Origin of the sequence: Pseudomonas sp. CFSAN084952 (assembly GCF_009648855.1) — a bacterium.
Taxonomy (GTDB): Bacteria; Pseudomonadota; Gammaproteobacteria; order Pseudomonadales; family Pseudomonadaceae; genus Aquipseudomonas; species Aquipseudomonas paracarnis.
Genome location: NZ_CP045767.1, coordinates 5374677 through 5396462, shown reverse-complemented (window position 1 = coordinate 5396462; position 21786 = coordinate 5374677). Strand labels below are relative to the sequence as shown.

At 60.6% G+C, this 21786-nt stretch carries 22 protein-coding genes; 9 read left to right on the top strand and 13 right to left on the bottom strand.

What is annotated here, in order from left to right; all coding sequences use genetic code 11:
- The first annotated feature begins 83 nt into the window (after positions 1–83).
- Positions 84–1268, top strand: coding sequence for a C17 cyclopropane fatty acid synthase CfaB (gene cfaB / locus GH769_RS24630; RefSeq protein WP_014720571.1), 1185 nt, complete (start codon positions 84–86; stop codon positions 1266–1268).
- Between the two features lie 131 nt (positions 1269–1399).
- On the opposite strand, the gene cls is transcribed toward cfaB, so the two are convergent.
- Positions 1400–2839 carry a cardiolipin synthase gene (gene cls, locus GH769_RS24625; protein WP_014720570.1) on the bottom strand — a complete coding sequence of 480 codons (1440 nt, stop codon included), beginning with the start codon at positions 2837–2839 and terminating at the stop codon, positions 1400–1402.
- Between the two features lie 130 nt (positions 2840–2969).
- Here cls and GH769_RS24620 point away from each other — a divergent pair, with 130 nt between their 5' ends.
- Positions 2970–3491, top strand: coding sequence for a DUF3617 domain-containing protein (locus GH769_RS24620; RefSeq protein ID WP_014720569.1), 522 nt, complete (start codon positions 2970–2972; stop codon positions 3489–3491).
- On the opposite strand, the gene GH769_RS24615 is transcribed toward GH769_RS24620, so the two are convergent.
- Genes GH769_RS24615 through folE2 form a run of 6 tightly spaced genes read right to left on the bottom strand, consistent with a single transcriptional unit; the run spans position 3488 to position 8696 of the window.
- The gene (locus GH769_RS24615; RefSeq protein WP_032901862.1) at positions 3488–4825 is read right to left on the bottom strand and encodes a dihydroorotase; all 1338 of its coding nucleotides are present in this window, start codon (positions 4823–4825) and stop codon (positions 3488–3490) included. The two genes, GH769_RS24620 and GH769_RS24615, sit on opposite strands and share 4 nt — an antisense overlap.
- Positions 4826–4828: 3 nt before the next feature.
- The gene (locus GH769_RS24610; protein WP_014720567.1) at positions 4829–5389 is read right to left on the bottom strand and encodes a DapH/DapD/GlmU-related protein; all 561 of its coding nucleotides are present in this window, start codon (positions 5387–5389) and stop codon (positions 4829–4831) included.
- Positions 5386–6264 (bottom strand): metal ABC transporter substrate-binding protein, encoded by an 879-nt coding sequence (locus tag GH769_RS24605; RefSeq protein ID WP_032901863.1) that lies wholly within the window; start codon positions 6262–6264, stop codon positions 5386–5388. The genes GH769_RS24610 and GH769_RS24605 overlap by 4 nt, the downstream gene beginning before the upstream one ends.
- 9 nt (positions 6265–6273) lie before the next feature.
- Positions 6274–7140 carry a metal ABC transporter permease gene (locus tag GH769_RS24600; RefSeq protein WP_014720565.1) on the bottom strand — a complete coding sequence of 289 codons (867 nt, stop codon included), beginning with the start codon at positions 7138–7140 and terminating at the stop codon, positions 6274–6276.
- Positions 7141–7809: a metal ABC transporter ATP-binding protein gene (locus GH769_RS24595; protein ID WP_014720564.1), complete on the bottom strand. Its 669-nt coding sequence runs from the start codon at positions 7807–7809 to the stop codon at positions 7141–7143. It abuts the gene before it with no gap.
- Entirely contained in the window at positions 7806–8696 is an 891-nt protein-coding gene (gene folE2, locus GH769_RS24590; protein ID WP_020302044.1) for a GTP cyclohydrolase FolE2, read from the bottom strand. Before folE2 ends, GH769_RS24595 begins: the two co-directional genes overlap by 4 nt.
- 128 nt (positions 8697–8824) lie before the next feature.
- Here folE2 and GH769_RS24585 point away from each other — a divergent pair, with 128 nt between their 5' ends.
- Entirely contained in the window at positions 8825–10036 is a 1212-nt protein-coding gene (locus GH769_RS24585; RefSeq protein ID WP_032901864.1) for an N-acetylmuramoyl-L-alanine amidase, read from the top strand.
- Here GH769_RS24585 and GH769_RS24580 read toward each other — a convergent pair.
- Complete coding sequence (locus tag GH769_RS24580; protein WP_019818159.1) at positions 10033–10401, bottom strand: hypothetical protein; 369 nt, start codon at positions 10399–10401, stop codon at positions 10033–10035. The genes GH769_RS24585 and GH769_RS24580 overlap by 4 nt on opposite strands.
- Before the next feature lie 126 nt (positions 10402–10527).
- Between GH769_RS24580 and dksA the strand changes: the two genes are divergently transcribed.
- Genes dksA through GH769_RS24560 form a run of 4 tightly spaced genes read left to right on the top strand, consistent with a single transcriptional unit; the run spans position 10528 to position 13816 of the window.
- Positions 10528–10932, top strand: coding sequence for an RNA polymerase-binding protein DksA (gene dksA / locus GH769_RS24575; RefSeq protein WP_003195761.1), 405 nt, complete (start codon positions 10528–10530; stop codon positions 10930–10932).
- A gap of 27 nt (positions 10933–10959) precedes the next feature.
- The gene (gene zigA, locus GH769_RS24570) at positions 10960–12165 is read left to right on the top strand and encodes a zinc metallochaperone GTPase ZigA (RefSeq protein WP_019818158.1); all 1206 of its coding nucleotides are present in this window, start codon (positions 10960–10962) and stop codon (positions 12163–12165) included.
- The gene (locus tag GH769_RS24565) at positions 12165–12809 is read left to right on the top strand and encodes a DUF1826 domain-containing protein (RefSeq protein ID WP_032901865.1); all 645 of its coding nucleotides are present in this window, start codon (positions 12165–12167) and stop codon (positions 12807–12809) included. The genes zigA and GH769_RS24565 overlap by 1 nt, the downstream gene beginning before the upstream one ends.
- Before the next feature lie 44 nt (positions 12810–12853).
- The gene (locus GH769_RS24560; RefSeq protein WP_020302047.1) at positions 12854–13816 is read left to right on the top strand and encodes a GTP-binding protein; all 963 of its coding nucleotides are present in this window, start codon (positions 12854–12856) and stop codon (positions 13814–13816) included.
- Here GH769_RS24560 and GH769_RS24555 read toward each other — a convergent pair.
- Entirely contained in the window at positions 13810–14205 is a 396-nt protein-coding gene (locus GH769_RS24555) for a DUF3301 domain-containing protein (RefSeq protein ID WP_003195752.1), read from the bottom strand. The genes GH769_RS24560 and GH769_RS24555 overlap by 7 nt on opposite strands.
- Before the next feature lie 117 nt (positions 14206–14322).
- On the opposite strand from GH769_RS24555, the gene pdxY reads away from it, so the two are divergent.
- The gene (gene pdxY / locus GH769_RS24550; protein WP_014720557.1) at positions 14323–15195 is read left to right on the top strand and encodes a pyridoxal kinase PdxY; all 873 of its coding nucleotides are present in this window, start codon (positions 14323–14325) and stop codon (positions 15193–15195) included.
- Positions 15196–15328: 133 nt separating this feature from the next.
- On the opposite strand, the gene GH769_RS24545 is transcribed toward pdxY, so the two are convergent.
- On the bottom strand, positions 15329–15814 hold the full coding sequence (locus tag GH769_RS24545; protein WP_003195747.1) for an acyl-CoA thioesterase: 486 nt from the start codon (positions 15812–15814) through the stop codon (positions 15329–15331).
- A gap of 282 nt (positions 15815–16096) precedes the next feature.
- On the opposite strand from GH769_RS24545, the gene GH769_RS24540 reads away from it, so the two are divergent.
- Positions 16097–17857, top strand: a complete 1761-nt coding sequence (locus tag GH769_RS24540; protein WP_014720556.1) for a cation:proton antiporter — start codon at positions 16097–16099, stop codon at positions 17855–17857.
- Positions 17858–17926: 69 nt separating this feature from the next.
- Here GH769_RS24540 and GH769_RS24535 read toward each other — a convergent pair whose 3' ends face one another.
- The 3 genes from GH769_RS24535 to uvrD form a co-directional block, all read right to left on the bottom strand.
- Positions 17927–18334 carry an SMI1/KNR4 family protein gene (locus GH769_RS24535; RefSeq protein ID WP_014720555.1) on the bottom strand — a complete coding sequence of 136 codons (408 nt, stop codon included), beginning with the start codon at positions 18332–18334 and terminating at the stop codon, positions 17927–17929.
- 135 nt (positions 18335–18469) lie between these two features.
- Complete coding sequence (locus GH769_RS24530) at positions 18470–19336, bottom strand: Tim44 domain-containing protein (protein WP_003195740.1); 867 nt, start codon at positions 19334–19336, stop codon at positions 18470–18472.
- A 217-nt stretch (positions 19337–19553) separates the two neighbouring features.
- A complete protein-coding gene (uvrD, locus tag GH769_RS24525; protein ID WP_014720554.1) occupies positions 19554–21737 on the bottom strand; it encodes a DNA helicase II in 2184 nt (727 codons plus the stop codon).
- Positions 21738–21786: the final 49 nt, after the last annotated feature.

Sequence of the window (21786 nt, the reverse complement as noted above, 5' to 3'; positions counted from 1 at the left end):
GGAGCTATTCATTCGATAGCTTCCTACTTTGTTTGGCATGGTCTACCCTCACAGCAGACGTCTGAAACAAGGGGGGACTACTCATGCTCGCGCAACTTCCACCGGCCTTACAGAATCTTCAGCTACCGCTGCGTCTTCGACTCTGGGACGGCCATGAATTCAACTTGGGCCCTGAGCCCAGTGTCACCATCGTGGTCAAGGACCCCACGGTTGTATCCAGGCTGACCCATCCAACACTCGACTCACTGGGCGAAGCCTTCGTCGAGGGCAAGCTGGAGCTGGAAGGCTCCATCACCGAAGTGATCAGGGTATGTGACGAGTTGAGTCACGCTTTGGTCGATGACGACGAGGAGAGTCGTCCGGTGCGCTCGATTCACGATAAGGCCACCGACGCGGCGGCCATTTCCTACCATTACGACCTGTCCAACGAGTTCTACCAGCTATGGCTGGACCAGGACATGGCCTACTCCTGCGGTTATTTCGAAACCGGCAGCGAGTCGATCGATCAGGCCCAACAAGACAAATTCCGCCACCTGTGCCGCAAGTTGCGGCTGCAGCCGGGTGAGTATCTGCTCGATGTGGGCTGCGGCTGGGGCGGGCTGGCGCGTTATGCCGCACGTGAGTTCGGGGTCAAGGTGTTCGGCATCACCTTGAGCAAGGAACAACTGGCGCTGGCCAAGGAGCGGGTGAAAGCCGAAGGCCTGGAAGACCAGGTCGACCTGCAATTACTCGACTACCGCGACCTGCCCCAGGACGGTCGTTTCGACAAAGTCGTGAGCGTGGGCATGTTCGAACACGTCGGCCACGCCAACCTGGCGCAATACTGCCGGACCCTGTTCGGCGCAGTGCGTGAAGGCGGCCTGGTGATGAACCATGGCATCACCGCCAAGCACACCGATGGCCGCCCCGTAGGCCGTGGAGCCGGCGAGTTTATCGAGCGCTACGTGTTCCCTAATGGTGAACTGCCGCACCTGGCCATGATGACCGCCGAGATCAGCGAAGCAGGGCTGGAAGTGGTCGATGTCGAAAGCCTGCGTATGCATTACGCCCGCACATTGGACCATTGGAGCGAACGCCTGGAAGACAACCTGGAAGCAGCGGCGAAGATGGTGCCAGAGCAGGCGCTACGCATCTGGCGGCTGTACCTGGCCGGTTGCGCTTATGCATTTGCCCGTGGCTGGATCAACCTGCACCAGATACTGGCAGTGAAACCCCATGCTGATGGCGGGCATGAACTGCCGTGGACGCGGGAAGATCTCTACCGTTGACCACCAGGCACTGAAGCTCAAAACTGTGGGAGCTGGCTTGCCTGCGATAGCGTTGTATCAGGACCGGATGAGTCGACTGAAACACCGCTATCGCAGGCAAGCCAGCTCCCACATTGGTTTTGTATTGGCGGTTAGAGGATGGGTGAGATCAGGCGTGCAATGCGCATCCCCAGTTGTTGCAGGCGACGGGTCTCGCGGCTTTCTTCCTGGCTGACTTCATGGGCCAGGGCAAAGTCATCCAGCAACATTTGTTCAACCTGGCTGGCGAAGGCTTCATCCACCGTCAGCAGCATCACTTCAAAATTCAGCCGGAACGAACGGTTGTCCATGTTGGCGCTGCCAATGGCGCTGATTTCGCTGTCTACCAACACCACCTTCTGATGCAAAAAGCCCGGTGTGTAGCGAAACACTCGCACGCCTGCTCGCACCGCTTCGTTGGCGTACAGGCTGGATGCGGCATATACGATGCGGTGGTCGGGCCGTGACGGCAGCAGCAGGCGCACATCGACTCCGCGCAATACCGCCAGGCGCAGGGCGGCAAACACCGCCTCGTCGGGGATGAAATAGGGGCTGGTGATCCACACCCGCTTGGTCGCGGCATGGATGGCCTCGACGAAAAACAGCGAGCAGGTTTCATAAGGGTCCGCTGGCCCACTGGCAAGCAACTGGCAGAGCACGCCGTCTTCCGGGTAGGCGTCCGGCAGGATCAGCGGCGGCAGTTCCCGTGCGGCCCAGAACCAGTCCTCGGCAAACGACTCCTGCAGGCATGCCACCACTGGGCCTGCGACCTGCACATGGGTATCGCGCCATGGCGCCAGCGGCGGTTTTTTACCCAGGTATTCATCGCCTACGTTATGCCCGCCGACAAAACCGGTGATGCCGTCCACCACGACGATCTTGCGATGGTTACGGAAGTTGACCTGGAAGCGATTGAGCCAGCCACTGCGGGTGGCGAATGCCTTGACCTGCACGCCAGCGTCACGCAGCGCTTGCACATAACGATGGGGCAGGGCGTGACTGCCGATGCGGTCGTACAGCACATAAATGGCCACGCCCTGAGCGGCTTTTTCCCTCAACAGGGCCTGCAATTGACGGCCCAGTTCGTCATCGTGAATGATGAAAAACTGGAACAGCACGGCGGTCTTTGCGTTACGGATAGCCTCGAAGATCGCGCCGAACGTGGCATCGCCATTGATCAACAGGCGCACTTCGTTGTTGGCCAGGCACGGCATGCGGCCCAGCTTGGGCATGGCGCGCAAGGAGGCATAGGCGCTGGAATTGCGCGCCGCGAGCGCTTCCTCCACCCAGGGGCGCCAGTTCAATTCGGTAATGGCCGTGTGCATTTCCTGGTTGGCCTGGCGACGGGCCTGGATGTACGCGTCGAACGTGCTGCGGCCGAAAATCAGGTAGGGGATCAGCGTCAGGTAGGGCATGAACATCAGTGACAACGCCCAGGCGATCGAGCCTTGTGCGGTGCGCACGGTCAGTACTGCGTGGATCGCGGCGAGCGTTCCGAGAAAGTGCAGCGTGGCAATGACGTAGGCGAGCAGGTGCGGGCCAAAGAAATCCATGAACGACGTAACTCCAGGCAGTCCAGTGCGTAACAGACCATGAACGGCTGTGAATGTCGCTATTTTATTTGCCATGCAACACTGGCTGCTTTGCGACGTCTAACGCCCACAATTACCCAGGAGTTACCCGATGAATGCTCGTCTGCTTGGTTTGGCCATGGTTGTTGGTTTGTCGCTGCCTGTGGCGGCACAGGCGCAGATGCTGGCGCCGGGCTTGTGGGAATTGACCACCAGCAATATGAAAGTCGATAACCAGGACCTGCCGGACTTGTCGCTGATCCTCGGTCAACTCAAGCAACAGATGACCCCTGAACAGCGCGCCATGCTCGAAAAACAAGGCATTAACATGGCCGGTAAAGGCGTACAGGTGTGCCTGACCCCGGCCCAGGTGGCCTCCGATTCGATCCCCCTGACCGACCCTCAATCGGGCTGCAAACAGGAAGTCACCGACAAGAGCGGCAACCAGTGGAAGTTCCGCTTCAGTTGCCCGAAAGCCCAGGGCACTGGGGTGGCAACGTTTCAGAGCCAGAAAGAATTCACCACCAGCGTCAACGGTACCTTCAATGCCACCGGGATCCAGCAGAAGGGTAGCCTGGACAGCCACGCTCAGTGGCTGGGCAACGATTGCGGTTCGGTCAAACCCCGCGCTTAACGCCCGAACTGCAGGGGCAAGCCCTGGCAACTGTTGACCACCTGGCCGTTGTGCCAGGCCAGGTGGCCGCTGACCAGTGTGGTACTCACGCTGTGGCGAAAGCTGCGTTCTGCAAAGGGTGTCCAGCCGCAGCGGGCGAGAATAGGCTGGCTGTTGACCGGCTTGCCGGCAGGCTCCGGTTTGATCAGTACCAGGTCGGCCCAGTAGCCTTCGCGCACGTAGCCGCGATCAGCGATGGCAAACAGGTCGGCCACGCGGTGGCTGGTCTTGGCTACCAGAGTGGTCAAGGGCAAATGCCCGTCGGCCACCAACTCCAGTAACGCCGGCAGGGCATGCTGCACCAGAGGCAAGCCCGAGGGTGCTTGCCGATAGCCCAACTGTTTTTGCGCCCAGGTATGCGGCGCATGGTCGGTGCCAATCACATCCAGACGATCACTCAATAATGCCAGGCGCAGCGCGTCGCGGTCGGTGCGGGTCTTGATCGCCGGGTTGCATTTGATCTGGTGGCCGAGGTGGTGGTAATCGCGGTCATCGAACAGCAGGTGGTGCAGGCAGACCTCGGCGGTGATGTGCTTGTCGGCCAGGGGCTTGTCTTCGAACAACGCCAGTTCCCGCGCGGTGGTCAGGTGCAACACATGCAGGCGCGTGCCATGGCGTTTGGCCAATTCCACGGCAAACGATGACGAGCGATAACAGGCCTCGGCATCGCGGATCAGCGGGTGGGCGACTGCGGGAATATGCTCGCCGAAGCGTTCGCGCAGGCGTTGCTCGTTGGCCAGGATGCTGGGCGTGTGTTCGCAGTGAGCGAGCAGGATGGTCGGCACCTCGGCAAACAGGCGCTCCAGAACGCGTGGGTCGTCCACCAGCATATTGCCGGTGGATGCGCCCATGAACACTTTGACCCCAGCCACTTCACGAGGAGCGAGGGCCGCGACGGTGTCGAGGTTGTCGTTGCTCACGCCAAAATGAAAGCCGTAGTTGGCCACTGAATGCAGTGCGGCACGGCGCTTTTTATCGGCCAGGGCTTCCAGGTTCAAGGTGGCCGGGTGAGTGTTGGGCATGTCCATGAAGCTGGTGATACCACCGGCCACCGCCGCGCGGGATTCGCTGTAGAAGCTGCCTTTTTCCGGCGCACCGGGTTCGCGAAAGTGCACCTGGTCGTCGATCATGCCTGGCAGCAGCCACTGGCCGTTGGCATCGATTTCCACCGGTTCGTTATCGCCTTGAATGCTGGCGGCAATCTTCTCGATACGACCATTGGCGATCAGTACGTCGGCGTCGAATACCTGGCCCTCGTTGACCAGGCGGGCGTTGCGGATCAGCAGGCGGCTCATGGTTCAGAACTCGTTTTGCAGGGCTTTGTAGCCGCGCACCAGGTCGACGTTAGTGCGTGCCACGTCTTCGGAAAACTCCGAGGCGCTGACACTCACCGGTGGGAATTGCGACAAGTCGGTGTAGGGGCCGATACGCGTGGTGGAGGGCACGTAGAAAGCGGCGGGCAGGTCGCGGCCGTCGACCACCGAGTTGTGGCGCACCACGCACCCATCGCCGACGGCGCAATTGAACAGCACACTGTTGAAGCCAATAAACACGCGGTCGCCCACCGTGCAGGGGCCGTGGACGATGGAGCGGTGAGCGATGGAGGTGAATTCGCCGATGGTCACTGCTGCGCCGGATTTGGAGTGGATGACCACGCCGTCCTGGATGTTGGAGTTGGCGCCGATGGTGATCGGGTCCATGGCGCCGCTGGCATCCACTTCGTCGGCGCGGATCACGGCGTAAGGGCCGACGAACACGTTCTCACCGATGATGACTTTGCCGCAGATGATCGCGGTCTTGTCGACGTAGGCCGATTCGGCAATCACCGGCAGGTCGCCGGAAGGATTTTTGCGGATCATGGCTGGCTCAGTGCGGCGCACAGGGTGTTGAGGTTGTATTCGAACAGCCCGATAAAGGTGCTGGCCGGGCCTTCTGCAGCGAGAGCGTCGGAGTAAAGCGTGCCGCCGATCTGTGCGCCGCTTTCGTCAGCGATCTGCTTGAGCAGGCGTGAGTCCTTGATGTTTTCCATGAACACGGCTTTGACCTTGTCCTTGCGAATCTGAGTGATCAGCGCGGCAACTTCAGCGGCCGAAGGGTCACGTTCGGTGGACAAACCCTGGGGCGCGAGGAACTGGATGCCATAGGCTTGGCCCAGGTAACCGAAAGCGTCGTGGGAAGTGACGATGCGGCGGTTACCCGGTGGCAGGGCGCCGAACTTGGCCTTGGCCTCGTCCAGCAGGCTATGGATTTGCTTGAGGTAGGCCTGGCTGTTGCGCAGGTAGGCGGTCTTGTTGGCCGGGTCGGCGGCCACCAGGGCCTTGGTGATGTTGCTCACATAGATCTCGGCATTGGCTAGGTTGTGCCAGGCGTGCGGGTCGGGAATGGTTTCGCCATCCTCGTCCATGGTGTGGGAAATCACGCCTTTGCTGGCGGTGACCACCGTTGCTTTGGTTTCGGTGCTGGTAACCAGGCGGTCCAGCCACGGCTCGAAACCCAGGCCGTTCTTGATGATGACCTTGGCCTTGAGCAATGCCTTGGCGTCATCCGGCGTGGGTTCATAGGTATGGGCGTCGGCGTCCGGGCCGACCATGTTGCTGATCTGGATATGCTCGCCACCGATCTGGTGGGTGATGTCATTGAGAATACTGAAGCTGGTGACTACTTGGAGTTTGTCGGCGGCGTGAGCCATCGAAACCGGCAGCAGCAGACTGAACAGCACGAGTAGAGCGCGCATCGGAACACCTCATTGGGATGTGAGCAAAGGCGGGCGGCGCAACAAACCGTGCACCGGACCGAACACCACGGACAACAAATACCCAGCGCCCGCCACCAGCACGATGGCCGGGCCGCTGGGCAGTGAGTAGTAGAACGACAGCAGCAGACCCAACCACACCGACAGGCAGCCCAGCAGCGCCGATACCGCAATCAGCACCGGCAGGCGTCGGCTCCAGAAGCGTGAGGCGATGGCCGGCAACATCATCAAGCCAACCACCATCAGCGCACCGATGGCCTGGAAACCAATCACCAGGTTCAGCACCACCAGGGTCAGGAACACGCCATGGGCGAGGGGGCCGAGGCGGCTGACGGTTTGCAGGAACAGCGGGTCGAGGGTGTCCAGCAACAGCGGTCTGTAGATCAGCGCCATGGCGATCAGGCTGAAACCCGAGACCCAGAGCATGCCGGTCAGGGTGGTTTGATCCACGGCCAGGGCGGAGCCGAACAGCAGGTGCAGCAGGTCCAGGCGCTTGCCGGCAAGGCCCAGGATCAGCACCCCCGCGGCCAAAGAGATGGGGTAGATGGCGGCGAGGCTGGCGTCTTCGCGCAGCCCGGTGCGGCGGGTGATCCACGCGGCCAGGCCGGCCATGCTCAGGCCTGCACCCAGGCCACCGAGGGTCAGCGCGGGCAGGCTCAGGCCGGCGAACCAGAAACCCAGGGCGGCACCGGGCAGGATGCCGTGGGCCACCGCATCACCGATCAGGCTCATGCGCCGCAGGATCAGAAACACTCCTAGCGGCGCGGTGCTGCAAGCCAGTACCAAACCGCCGAGGAGTGCGCGGCGCATAAAGACGAACTCATGAAACGGCATCCATAAGTGGGCAGTGAAGTGCATTCAGGCCACCTGCATCTGCGGTTGCGGGCGGATCAGCTCTTTGCTGGGGCCGAATACGCAGCCGGTGTTTTTGATCTGCAGTACGTGCTGGGTGTGGTGACGCACGGAGGCCAGGTCATGGCAGACGATCACCAGGGTGCGGCCTTCGTTGTGCCAAGCGTGGATGTGTTTCCAGCACAGCGCCTGACCGTCCTCATCGAGGGCTGCGTGAGGTTCGTCGAGCAGCAGGACGGGTGCGTCGGCCAGGCTCATGCGTGCCAGCAGGGCGCGCTGCAATTCGCCTCCGGACAATGCCATCAACGGTCGGTGTTCCAAGCCAGTCAGGCACCAGTCTTCGAGTACCGCTTGCAGGCGTTGGCTGCGTTGTTGCGGGGTGTGTTGGATGCCCCAGAAACCGGCAGCGACCAGTTCTTGCAGGCTGATGGGGAACTGGCGGTCCAAGTGTTGCTGCTGGGGCAAGAAGGCCAGGCCGCCACGGCGTGGAACATCCACAATGACCTTTCCCGCCAGCGGTTTTTGCAGGCCGGCAATGACCTTGAGCAGGCTGCTTTTGCCTGTGCCATTGGCGCCGATGATGCCGGTGAGGCTGCCTTTTTCCAGGGTCAAATCCAGTGCCGGGGTGAGCGGTTGCCCGGGGGCACCCCAGCGCAAAGAGTTACAGGTGATCATGCAAAGTCTCTCGTCCAGCGGCTTTCAGCCACGGCATCGTGCGCGTGCAGGCTTTCGGCGTGGATCACTTTGAGGTGGAAGGCTTTGATGGCATCCGAGCGTTTCAAGGCGAGGTTCAGGCGGCGAGCGGCGTCTTCGCAGAACATCAGGTTCTGCCCGTTGGCCAGGGCGAAGGCTTGTTCGTCTGCGCGTTTCACCGCGGTTTGTACGGCGGTGCCGAGCGCGGCTTCGGCAGCGTTGATCAAGCCGACTATCGGCAGGTCAGTACCTTGCAACTGGACGTGCAACTGCGCGCTGCTGCGCTGGCTATGGGGTGTGGCGACGATGCCGTCGGCAGTGCCGAGCCAGGCCAGCACCGCTTCATGCTGTAACGGCGTATTGGCGAAATCATCCACAAATTGCTGCTGAATCAACTGCCTGGCGAGGGCGGCGGAGCAAGGGCAGGTTGAGGAATAAGTAACGTCAATTTTTAGTTCCACGTGGAACATCTGGTTTTCCAGGCGCGCTTCGATGCTCACGGGGTAGGTTTTCCAGCCGGCTAATGGGCTGACCAGGGCAGGGCGTTTAAGCAGCAGCTGGGTGTGGATGCGCAGGTAAGCGTTCTTAGATAAACCTTCATGTGTGTCGAGAAAACGCTGCAGTACATTACGCAGCAGTGCAGATGTCAGCGGCTGTTGATCGAGCATTTCCAGAGCCAGGTACAGGCGTGACATATGAATGCCACGGGCCGTGCCGTCGTCCAGGCTTACGCCCGCATCAGCGGTGGCGGTCAGGTGTTGACCGTCAATCAGGATTGGCAAGGCGATGCCGCGCATCCCCACCCAGTCGAGTGGCAAGGCTTGGCGTGAAGCCTGCGCGGCGATATCCGGCAGAGTCAGCGCATTCATAAGCAGGTCCATCGTTGGAAATAATTCGACATGTTATAGTATAACAATACGAGCCACGATGAATTTTCTGCACCTGCCTTTGTTCAGTCACGTCGAGTAGGGATGCTCCTTTATCTGCGGTATATGCCATGCACCGACGTCAGCTCCTCAACCTGCTGCTGGTCAGCCCCTTGTTTGCCTTGCCTTTGGGGGCTCACGCCACGCAGATTCGCAATGCACGCCTGTGGCGCTCAGACGACAAGCTGCGCCTGGTGTTCGACCTCAGCGGCCCGGTGCAATACAAGACCTTTTCCCTGACCTCACCCGACCGATTGATCATCGACTTGAGTGGCGCCGGGCTCAGCGGCGACTTTTCCCAATTGGCGTTGAAGAACAGTGGGATTACCTCGATCCGTTCCGGGCATTTCGGCCAGAGCGACACGCGCATCGTGCTGGACCTGGTCGAGCCCATGCAGCTCAACAGTTTCGTGTTGCCGCCGCAGGAGGGACAAGGCCATCGCCTGGTGCTGGACTTGACCAACGCGACCCGTGCGCCCCGTCAAATCGCCGCTGAGCCAGCACCCTTGGTGGCGCCGGTAGACAAGGCGCATCCCAAGCGCGACATCATCGTGGTGGTCGACCCCGGCCATGGCGGCAAAGACCCCGGCGCCATCGGCTCCAAGGGCCAGCGCGAAAAAGATGTGGTGCTGTCCATCGCCCAGTTACTGGCTAAACGCTTGAAACGCGAAAAGGGTTTTGACGTGAAACTGGTGCGCAACGACGACTTCTTCGTGCCGCTGCGCAAGCGCGTGGACATTGCCCGTCAGCACAAGGCCGATATGTTTATTTCGGTACATGCCGACGCCGCGCCACGGCTGACCGCGTCGGGCGCCTCGGTGTATGCGTTGTCTGAAGGCGGCGCCACCTCGGCCACAGCGCGTTTCATGGCCCAGCGCGAAAATGGCGCCGACTTGCTGGGCGCCACCACCTTGCTCAATCTGAAGGACAAGGACCCGATGCTGGCCGGAGTGATTCTCGACATGTCGATGAACGCGACCATCGCCTCCAGCTTGCAACTGGGCAGCTCGGTATTGGGCAGCCTGCAAAGCATCACCAGCCTGCATCAGAAACGGGTGGAGCAGGCGGGGTTCGCCGTGCTCAAGTCACCGGATGTCCCTTCGATCCTGGTGGAGACGGGATTCATTTCCAACCCTCGGGATGCCCAGCGGCTGGTGACGGCGCGCCATCAACAGGCGGTGGCGGATGGCCTTTTCGAAGGACTCAAGCGTTACTTCCAGAAGAACCCACCCATGAACAGCTACATGGCCTGGGTGCAGGCGCAGAAAAACAGCCAGGCCTAACAGCCGGTCATTCGGCTGCAGGTGAACTTGGCGCTGGCGCCCCCAGAGCTGGAAAACCGATTGATGGTGGTCCAGCCTACGCGCCGCGTGTAGCCAACCCACGCCTCGCCATCCGATGCCAACCCGGTAAAAAACGTCAGTTGCCCATAACGGCTGTTGGTCTGCGCCCAATAGCGTTTGCCGATCACTTCGAAACCGCGCAAGTAGGTGGTGCTGCCGACGGTTGCCACGCTATAGGCATTGCCCAACGGGTCTACACACGCCAGCAGGTTTGCGCTGCGTGTGCACTTGGCCAACAGGCTGGGTGCCTGGGCGCAGGCAGGCCCGGCGGCTGCCAATAGCAGGGCGCACAGCAGGTATCTCATCGGGTTTCTCAGCGTAAGAAGGTGACCCAGCATTGCGCCCTTCGTCGCGGCGAGCAAGAGGGATTGGCTTATTTGTATTGTTATACTATAACATAAAAGTACAGCCCGACCCGCGAACCCCTTCCCATGACCGAACACGATCTTTTGGCCCAACCAGCGGCCGACTACATGAATGAGGCCCAGCAGCGCTTCTTCCGCGAATTGTTGCTGGCTCAGCGTGATGACCTGCAAGCCCGTATCGATGCTGAGTTCCAGGCACTGCGCGAGCAGGAAACCAACAGCGACCTGGCGGATATCGGCAGTGCCGAAGAGCAACGCCAATGGCAATTGCGCCTGCTCGAGCGCGAAAAGAAGCTGTTGGACAAGATCGACGATGCCCTGGAATTGCTGGCCCGTGGCGAATACGGCTGGTGCCGTGAAACCGGCGAACCCATCGGCCTGCAACGCCTGCTGCTGCGCCCCACCGCCACCTTGTGTATCGAAGCCAAAGAACGTGAAGAGCTGCGCGAACGCCATAAACGGGCAGTTTGACCGGCCAACCTTGATGAGGAATACCTGATGCCCAATCGTCTCCCTGTGACCGTGTTGTCCGGCTTTCTCGGCGCCGGTAAAAGCACGTTGCTCAATTATGTCCTACGCAACCGCGACAACCTGCGGGTGGCGGTGATCGTCAACGACATGAGCGAAATCAACATCGACGGCAGCGAGGTACAGCGCGACGTCACGCTCAATCGTTCGGAAGAAAAACTGGTGGAGATGAGCAATGGCTGCATTTGCTGCACCTTGCGTGAAGACTTGCTTGAAGAGGTTGGAAAACTCGCCAAAGAAGGTCGTTTCGATTACCTGCTGATCGAATCCACCGGTATTTCCGAACCTTTGCCCGTGGCCGAAACCTTCACGTTTCGCGATGAAAACGAGCAAAGCCTGGCTGACATTGCACGCCTGGACACCATGGTCACTGTGGTCGACGGTATGAATTTCCTGCTCGACTACCAGGCTGCAGAAAGCCTGGCTTCACGGGGCGAAACCCTCGGTGAGGAGGATGAACGTTCCATCACCGACCTGTTGATCGAACAGATCGAATTCGCCGACGTCATCCTGATCAGCAAGATCGACCTGATCAGCAGCCGCGAGCGCGAAGAACTGATGGCCATCCTCGAGCGCCTCAACGCCCAGGCGGAAATCATCCCGATGGTCATGGGCGAAGTGCCGCTGAACAAGATCCTCAACACTGGCCGTTTCGACTTCGAACGCGCCGCCCAGGCCCCGGGCTGGTTGCAGGAATTGCGCGGTGAGCATGTGCCGGAAACCGAAGAATACGGCATAGCGTCCACGGCTTACCGTGCGCGCCGGCCTTTCCATCCACAGCGGTTTTTCGACTTTATCGACCGCCCCTGGGTCAACGGCAAGCTGTTGCGCTCCAAGGGTTTCTTCTGGTTGGCGAGCAAACATCAGGATGCGGGCAGTTGGTCCCAGGCGGGCGGGCTGATGCGTCATGGGTTTGCCGGGCGTTGGTGGCGGTTTGTGCCGAAAAGCCAGTGGCCTCAGGACGAAGAAAGCGTGGCGGCGATCATGACTAACTGGCAGTTGAGCACGGGTGACTGCCGTCAGGAACTGGTGTTTATCGGGCAAAACATCGATTTTGTCCAGATGCGTACCGAGTTGGACGCCTGCTTGCTCAACGATGAAGAAATGGCCCTGGGCGTCGAAGGTTGGCGCCAGTTGCCCGACCCGTTTGGCCCTTGGTATGAGCAGGTCGCCTGATGCTGGCCCCGGTCATTCCCCTGCGCCCCGTCATCCGCCAGACACATGGGGAAACGCCGCTGGCGCTGTCCGATATCCTCAATGACGGCGTCAACCTGGCCATCTGGCAGCGCCAACTGCCCCTGCATATCGCTGAGTTTGGCGCTTTGCTGGTGGCGCTCAATGAACCGTTGGCCGAGTCCTTGGTGGTCGAGTTGGTTAACGAAGACTGCGTGCCGAACTTGCAAGGTTTGGCGTCCAGTTGTCGCGATCTTGAAGGCTACGATGGGTTTATCGCCGATGTGTCGTGGCTGGTCAGTGCATTCGCCTGTCTGCTGGGCGCCAAGCGCATCGGCGTGCGTTTACGGCTGTTGGACAAGGCCATGTGCCCGCGCTTTCACGTCGATCACGTGCCGGTTCGGCTGATCACCACCTACGCCGGTATCGGTAGCCAATGGTTGCGTGAAGGCGTCATGGACCGGCGCACATTGGGCCAGGCGGATGCCGAGCCCACTGAGCGCATCGAGCAGATCCACTGCGGTGAAGTGGCGCTGCTCAAAGGCACCAAATGGCACGGCAATGAAGGGCACGGCCTGATCCATCGTTCGCCGGCGCTCAAGGCCGATGAGCGACGGTTGATCCTGACGCTGGATTGGCTGGCATAACCGCGTAGGATCAAACGCTCTACACGGCCTGAACCATGCCTCTTATGCTGCAGAACATTCCTACCCATGTGATTGCCGGGCCCTTGGGCGCCGGCAAGACCAGCCTGATCAAGCACCTGCTTGCCCAGCGCCCGGCCAACGAGCGCTGGGCGGTGCTGATCAACGAGTTCGGCCAGATCGGCCTGGATGCAGCCTTACTCACCCAAGACGATGACGGTATCGCCCTGGGCGAGGTGGCAGGCGGCTGTTTGTGTTGTGTGAACGGCGCACCGTTCCAGGTAGGGCTGGGCCGCTTGTTGCGTAAGGCTAAGCCGGACCGGCTGTTTATTGAACCCTCAGGCCTGGGCCATCCGGCGCAATTGCTCAAGCAACTGCGGCAGGCGCCATGGCAAGACGTGCTGGCCGTGCAGCCTTGCGTGCTGGTACTCGATGCCCAGGCATTGGCGGCGGGCAGGCCGTTGCCCCAGGCACAACAGGAGGCGTTGACCAGTGCCGGCCTGCTGGTGCTGAACAAGGACGAGACGCTGACTGCTACGCAACGTCAGGCGATCGAAGCGCAATTACCCGATTGCGCGCGCCATTGGACATGCCAGGCGCAATTGCCACTCGACCGGTTGCCCGGTTTGAAAGCACAGGCCCAAAGCGCTGTGGATAACTTTGCGGTGCCTGAAGCAGTGGGGCAAATGCCGGCGATCTGGAGCGACCCTGGGCTGCCGATCTGTTTGAGCCAGAGCCAGGAGGGCGGCTGGAGCATTGGCTGGCGCTGGCACCCAAGCCAGCGATTCGATGTCAGCCGTCTGCATCAGTGGCTATCGAGTATCGACTGGCGCCGTGCCAAATTGGTTATCCACAGCGTTGACGGCTGGGTGTCCGCCAACGCTGTGGATGACAGCCCACTGCACTGGCAACCCAGCGCTTGGCGGCGCGATTCACGTGTTGAGTTGATCTTCAGCGCACCACAGGACGTGGCCGCATTGCAAAGCGCCCTGGCAGCCTGCCGTTACTGATGTTTCTTGCTGGCGTGGTCCTGGCGCCACTGGCTCAATTCGATGATCTCGGCGCTGGGCAGCGGCTCCTTGGTTTCGAACGGGTAGGGCGCCAGTTCGATCTGCGCGCTGTGGGCGCCGAATTGGGTGATGACCCCGGCATGCCGGGTTTCGCCGGTCACCGTAAACTCGAAATTATAGATGCGCGCCAGGCGTCGGCGGCCATTGGCATCCTTGACGAAACCGATGCGTTTGAGCGCCACGGCACCGTCGAGCAGCTCGATATCGAGCTTGGCGCAATGCTGCTTGACCCGCGCCAACGCCCGTTCACGCAAGCCGTGGTTGTGCCAAACCCAGGCGGCGCCGGTGGCCAGCAGCATCAAGACGAAGATGTTTCCCAGGGTCAGCATTCCATGAACTCCAACAAAGTGAGCGCAGCTTAACTGTGTCGCCGGTCTGTCGTACAGGCTGCGTTTAGTCGCATACTGCTCGGCCAGAAATTCAACGGTTTTACGGAAATCTCCCGCATGAAACGTACACCTCACCTGCTTGCGATCCAGTCTCATGTGGTCTTCGGCCACGCCGGAAACAGCGCCGCCGTGTTCCCCATGCAGCGGGTCGGGGTGAATGTCTGGCCGCTCAACACGGTGCAGTTTTCCAACCACACACAGTATGGACAGTGGGCGGGCGAAGTGTTGGCGCCGCTGCAAATTCCTGCGCTGGTGGAGGGTATTGCCGCGATTGGCGAGCTGGGCAACTGTGATGCGGTGCTGTCCGGGTACCTGGGCAGTGCAGACCAGGGCCGTGCCATCCTCAGCGGTGTGGCACGCATCAAGGCGATCAACCCCAAGGCGCTGTACCTGTGCGACCCGGTGATGGGCCACCCGGAAAAGGGTTGCATCGTGCCGCAGGAGGTCAGCGATTTCCTCTTGGATGAGGCTGCCGCCATGGCGGACTTCCTGTGCCCCAACCAACTGGAGCTGGACAGTTTTGCCGGGCGCAAGCCGCAATCGCTGTTCGATTGCCTGGCGATGGCCAAGGCCTTGCTGGCGCGCGGGCCCAAGGCTGTGTTGGTCAAGCACCTGGATTACCCAGGCAAACTGCCAGAAGGGTTTGAAATGCTGTTGGTGACGGCCGACGGCAGTTGGCACTTGCGTCGGCCCCTGCTGGCGTTTCCGCGTCAGCCAGTGGGCGTGGGCGACCTGACGTCCGGGCTGTTCCTGGCGCGGGTACTGTTGGGGGATAGCCTGGTGGCCGCTTTTGAGTTCACCGCTGCGGCCGTGCATGAAGTGCTGCTGGAAACCCAGGCCTGCGCCAGTTATGAGCTGGAACTGGTGCGGGCCCAGGACCGTATTGCCCACCCTCGTGTGCGCTTCGAAGCCACACCGATCAGCCTGTAAGCACACAAAACCCAATGTGGGAGCGGGCTTGCCCGCGATGGCGGTATCTCAGTCAAAGCGATGTCGACTGAACCACTGCTATCGCGGGCAAGCCCGCTCCCACATTTTTTTGAGTTGATTCGCCGCTTGGAGTTTACGGCGCGTCGGCTTTGATTTCCCGGTAGCGCTTTTCCAGTTCCTGGCGAATCTGCCGACGTTGCTGAGCCTGCACAAAGCGGCGCTTGTCCTCGCTGTTCTGCGGCTGCAAGGGCGGTACGGCGGCAGGTTTGCGCTGGTCGTCCACGGCCACCATGGTGAAGAAGCAGCTGTTGGTATGGCGCACCGAGCGTTCGCGGATATTCTCGGTCACCACCTTGATGCCCACTTCCATCGACGTATTGCCGGTGTAGTTGACTGACGCCAGGAAGGTCACCAGCTCACCGACATGAATCGGCTCGCGAAAAATCACCTGGTCCACCGACAGCGTGACCACATAACGACCGGCATAACGGCTGGCGCAGGCGTAGGCCACTTCGTCGAGGTACTTGAGCAGCGTGCCGCCGTGCACATTGCCAGAGAAGTTGGCCATGTCAGGGGTCATCAGTACCGTCATCGACAGCTGGGCGTTTCCGGGTTCCATAGCACACTCACGGGTTGTAGGCATTGGTTGGGGGGAGGCACCTCTGCGGGTACTCAAAGTCTTTGCAGCGCCATCCCTAACGGGACGCCGTCAGGCGGCTTGCCGTCACGCGCGCAGCGATCTGTTTCCATATATTGCACCGGCTTTCCAGCAGAAGTCGCGGTGTTACCCTTCAAAAGCCCTTCTCAGGGCTTTTCTTACGATCAAGGCAGACTTTTCCGACCCTTCAAAGGCGCGGCCGGAAGTGGGAAAAGCGCCGGCGCCCTCAAGGAGCCCCTCGCCATGCACGCCATCAGCTTTATCCAGGACTTGGCCGTGATCATGCTGGTGGCAGGGGTGGTCACTATCCTGTTTCACCGCTTCAAGCAGCCGGTGGTGCTGGGCTACATCGTTGCCGGCTTCATTATCGGCCCCCACACCCCGCCGTTTGGCCTGATCCACGATGAAGACACGATCAAGACCCTGGCGGAGCTGGGGGTCATCTTCCTGATGTTCTGCCTGGGCCTGGAATTCAGCCTGCGCAAGCTATTCAAGGTAGGGGCCACAGCGTTTATCGCGGCGTTCCTGGAAATCGTGTTGATGATCTGGATCGGCTACGAGATCGGCCGCTGGTTCGACTGGAGCACTATGGACTCGCTGTTCCTCGGCGCGATCCTGGCAATCTCCTCGACCACCATTATCGTCAAGGCCCTCAACGACCTGAAGATGAAAGACCAGCGGTTCGCCCAGCTGATTTTCGGCGTGCTGATTGTGGAGGACATCCTGGGTATCGGCATCATTGCGTTGCTGTCGAGCATTGCGGTGAGTGGCACGGTCAGCTCCGGCGAGGTGTTCTCCACGGTCGGCAAGCTCTCGCTGTTCATGATTGTCGCCCTGGTGATTGGGATTTTGCTGGTGCCGCGCCTGCTGGCTTATGTGGCCAAGTTTGAAAGCAACGAGATGCTGCTGATCACTGTATTGGGGCTGTGCTTCGGTTTCTGCCTGTTGGTGGTGAAGTTGGAATACAGCATGGTGCTCGGAGCCTTTTTGATCGGCGCAATCATGGCTGAATCCCGCCAGTTGATTAAGATCGAGGGTCTGATCGAGCCCGTTCGCGACATGTTCAGCGCAATTTTCTTCGTGGCGATTGGCTTGATGATCGACCCGCAGATTCTGCTGCAATACGCCTGGCCCATTGCGGTGATCACCGTGGCCGTGGTGCTGGGCAAGATGCTGTCGTGCGGGCTGGGCGCGTTTATCGCCGGCAACGATGGTCGCACCTCGCTGCGGGTTGGTATGGGGCTGTCACAAATTGGCGAGTTTTCTTTCATCATCGCGGCGCTGGGGATGACCCTGCAGGTCACCAGCGACTTTCTGTATCCCGTGGCGGTGGCCGTTTCGGCGATCACCACACTGCTGACGCCCTACCTGATTCGCGGGGCCGACCCGCTATCATTGAAGATCGCCGCACTGATGCCCACGCGAATGAGCCGAGTGTTCGGCATGTATGGAGAATGGTTGCGCAGCATTCAGCCCCAGGGCGAGGGGGCGATGTTGGCCGCGATGATCCGCAAGATCATCCTGCAAGTCGGGGTAAACCTGGCATTGGTGATCGCAATCTTCTTTGCCGGCAGCTTTTTCGCAGGGCGCATCGGTGGGTATCTGGAAGGCTGGGTCAGCGATCAAAGCTGGCAGAAGGCGTTGATCTGGGGCGGGGCGCTGCTAGTGTCGTTGCCGTTTCTGATTGCGGCGTATCGCAAGCTCAAGGCGCTGTCGATGCTGCTGGCGGAGATGAGCGTGAAGCCAGAGATGGCCGGGCGTCATACCCAGCGTGTGCGAAGGGTGATTGCGGAGCTGATCCCCCTCTTGTCGCTGCTGGTGATCTTCCTGCTATTGGCAGCCTTGTCGGCCAGTATTCTGCCGACCAACAAGTTGCTGGTGTTGATTGCCGTGGTCACGGCGGCGGTGGCTGCAGTGCTCTGGCGCTGGTTTATCCGTGTGCATACGCGGATGCAGGTTGCGTTGCTGGAGACGCTGGACAACCACAAGGATACGGAACACTGACTGGCGTTGGCGGGGGCTGCTTTGCAGCCCAGCGGGAGCAAGCTCCCTCGCCACAAAAGCTATCAAGTATCAGCTTTCCAGCCAGACGTCCCGTGCCCAGTGCCACACCGATTCCCAGGTTTCTTCGGTGACCAATTCTTCTTCGGCGGACCACAACACCACGGTGCCGTCTTCTTCGACGCAGTAGTAGTCGTCGCCGTCCTGGCAGATCGGGATCAGGCTGCGATCAACACCGGCATCCCAGGCGTTGGCCGCGACGTCCGGCAGGTAAGTGTGGGACTGCGGGTCGGTGACGGTCACTGGCTCCAGGCTGCCATAGACTACGTCGCTGACGGTCAGCAAGAATTCACGGAAGACAAAGGGGATGTCGATAAACAGTTGTTCCTCGATTTCCACCAGCAGGTCTTCGTCAGGTAGCTCCAAAGGAACCGGGACCGGTTCGTTGGCTTCACGCAGTTGTTCGATGATTTCTTCCACGGCCGGGATCCTCTTGCTAGATGGCGCGGTTTATAGGGGCGTTTTATACAGTAGCTCGCTATAAGTGCAACCGTGAAATAGAAAACCCCGGACATGTCCGGGGTTTTTGTTACCGCTTGCTCAAACGCGCAGGTATTAGCCGTTCTGGCGGATACCGGCGACCAGCCATGGCTGGTCGTCGCCCTGGGCGCGTTCCATGTTCCAGCTTTCGCTGAACACTTCGCCCTGGTCGAAACGCGAGGACTTCGACACACCGCTGAAGGTCAGGGTGGCAATGGTCTTGTCGGCACGATCGTCCACGCCATCGAGCTGTACGCGCAGGTCGTCGATGTAGGTCGACTGGAAGGCGTCACCGATCTCGGCACGTTCGCGCTTGAGGAACTCCAGCAGTTGCGGGGTCACGAACTCGGAGATCTTGTCCATTTCGTTGGCGTCCCAATGCTGTTGCAGGGACTGGAAGTGGCTGCGGGCCGCTTCGACGAAACGCTCTTCGTTGAACCAGGCCGGTGCGTTGATCACCGGACGGGCGGCAGGGGCTGCCGAACCACCGAAGATCGAACCCATGGCAGGCTTCTGTTCGAACGCTTCACGCTGCATCGGCGCGCCGGCTGGAGCCAGGTGCTCCTGCTGCTTGCGGCGACGGGCGGCGATAAAGCGGAAGACCAAAAAGGCGATGACGCCCATGATCAGGATGTCGAAGATCTGCATGCCCTGGAAGCCGTCGCCCATGAACATGGACGCGAGCAGGCCACCGGCGGCGATGCCGGCCAGTGGGCCCAGCCAGCGCGAAGCACCGCCGGCCTTGGCAGCAGCGCCAGCGGCACCGGCTGCGCCTGCAGTAGCCGCAGCACCGCCCGCACCGGCGGATGGAGCCATTTGGCTGGTCTGGTGAGTCGGTGCCGCGCCCGAGCTTTTGCCGCCACCGAAGCGTTTGGCGTTGGCGTCGAGGCTCATCGTCAGGCCGATGCACAACGCCATGGCGATGCTAAGAAAACGTTTCATATAGGGAATTCCCATTTGTGGATTGCACGCGCGCCATGTTGCACAGGTGTCGTGGCAGTGGCTAGCGGCATAATGTTTCGGGCTTTTGCGTAAGACCAAATCCGAAGGGTCTGTAGGACTAATTACAGATATTGGCCCGCACGCCTCTAAAACAAGGGAGGGCCAATAATCTTCATGTTACGCAGTGTTTCATGATGGTGGGCTTATTGTGGCCAGCTCAGACCGCTTCGAGCTTGGCGTAACCCATCATCAGCCACTTGCTGCCCTCGGCGAAGTTCACCTGCACCCGGGCCTGGGCGCCGGCGCCTTCGAAGTTGAGGATCACGCCTTCGCCGAAGATCGCATGCTTGACCTGCTGGCCCAGGCTGAACGGGGTTTCCGGTATTTCGGAACCGGCAAACATGCTGCTGGAGTTCTGTTGCTGGCCACCGCCGAACGGGCGGCTGACGCTGTTGGACAAGCGCACTTCCTGGATCAGCCCCTTGGGCACCTCACGTACGAAGCGCGACACCTTATTGTAGGTTTCGCTACCGTACAGGCGTCGGGTCTCGGCGTAGGTCATCACCAGGTTCTGCATCGCCCGGGTAATGCCCACGTAGGCCAGGCGGCGTTCTTCTTCAAGGCGGCCGGGTTCTTCCAGGCTCATCTTGTGAGGGAACAGGCCTTCTTCCATGCCCACCAGGAACACGTAAGGGAATTCCAGGCCTTTGGCGCTGTGCAAGGTCATCAGCTGGATGCTGTCTTCATGCTCGTCGGCCTGGGTATCGCCGGCTTCCAGCGAGGCGTGGCCCAGGAAGGCGGCGAGCGGCGTCAGCTCTTCGTCGTCCTCGGTGTTTTCGAACGCACGAGCAGCGCTGACCAGTTCCTCAAGGTTTTCTACCCGGGCCTGGCCTTTCTCGCCCTTTTCCGCTTCGTGATAGGCGATCAGCCCGGACTGCTCGATCACGGTCTGAGTCATCAGGTGCAGTGGCATCTCTGCGCACTTGGCGGCCAGGTTCTCGATCAGCTCGACAAACACCCCCAACGCCCCGGCAGCACGGCCAGTCAGGCCTTTGTTGGCGATCAGCAAGCGCATGGCTTCCCACATCGACACATCGGCATGGCGCGCATGGTCGCGGATCGCTTCAACGGTTTTCTCGCCAATGCCACGCGCCGGGATATTGATCACCCGCTCCAGCGCCGCATCGTTACCACGGCCCTCAAGCAAACGCAGGTAGGCCATGGCGTTCTTGATTTCGGCACGTTCGAAGAAGCGCTGGCCGCCATAGATGCGGTAGGGGATGCGCTCGCGCAGCAACGCTTCTTCCAGCACCCGCGATTGGGCGTTGGAACGGTACAGAATCGCGATATCGCTACGGGCCAGGCCGGTTTTCAGTGCGCTTTCGATGGTTTCCACCACATAGCGCGCTTCATCGTGCTCATTGAACGCCGCGTACAGGTTGATCGCTTCGCCTTCCCCGCCGTCGGTCCACAACTCTTTGCCCAGGCGCCCGGTGTTGTTGGCGATCAAGGCGTTGGCCGCCTTGAGGATCCCGGCGGTGGAGCGGTAATTCTGCTCCAGGCGGATGGTCACCGCGTCCGGGAAGTCTTCGGAATACTGGTAGATGTTCTCGATTTTCGCGCCGCGCCAGCCGTAGATCGACTGGTCGTCATCGCCCACCACCATCAGGCTGTCGCCGCCCTTGGCCAGCAGGCGCAACCAGGCGTACTGCACGGCGTTGGTGTCCTGGAACTCGTCCACCAGGATATGGCGGAAGCGTTTCTGGTAATGGGCCAGCAAACCGGGGTTGTCGCGCCACAGGTCGAGGGCACGCAGCAGCAGTTCGGAGAAGTCGATGACGCCGGCGCGCACGCAGGCCGCTTCATAGGCCTCATAAATGCTGCGCATGGTGGCCAGGAACAGGTCGCCGCTGGCCTGGATATGTTGCGGGCGCAGGCCCTCGTCTTTCTGGCCGTTGATAAACCACTGCGCCTGACGCGCCGGCCAGCGTTGTTCGTCCAGGCCCAGTTCGCGGATCACACGCTTGACCAGGCGTTGCTGGTCGTCGCTGTCGAGAATCTGGAAGGTCTGGCTCAGCCCCGCTTCCTGCCAATGCGCCCGCAACAGGCGGTGTGCCAGGCCGTGGAAAGTGCCTACCCACATGCCGGCCGGGCTGATGCCCATCAACTGCTCGATGCGATGACGCATCTCGGCAGCGGCCTTGTTGGTGAAGGTCACCGACAGGATGGAATGCGGGGACGCGTTTTCGACCTGGATCAACCAGGCGATACGGTGCACCAGCACTCGGGTTTTACCGGAGCCAGCACCGGCCAGGACCAACTGACGGCCAACGGGGGCCGCTACGGCCTGGCGTTGGGCATCGTTGAGGGAGTTCAGCAAAAGAGAGAGATCATCGCGCATCGACGCATTCTATGGGCCTTGGGGGGCCTGGGCAAATCCCAATGCCGGA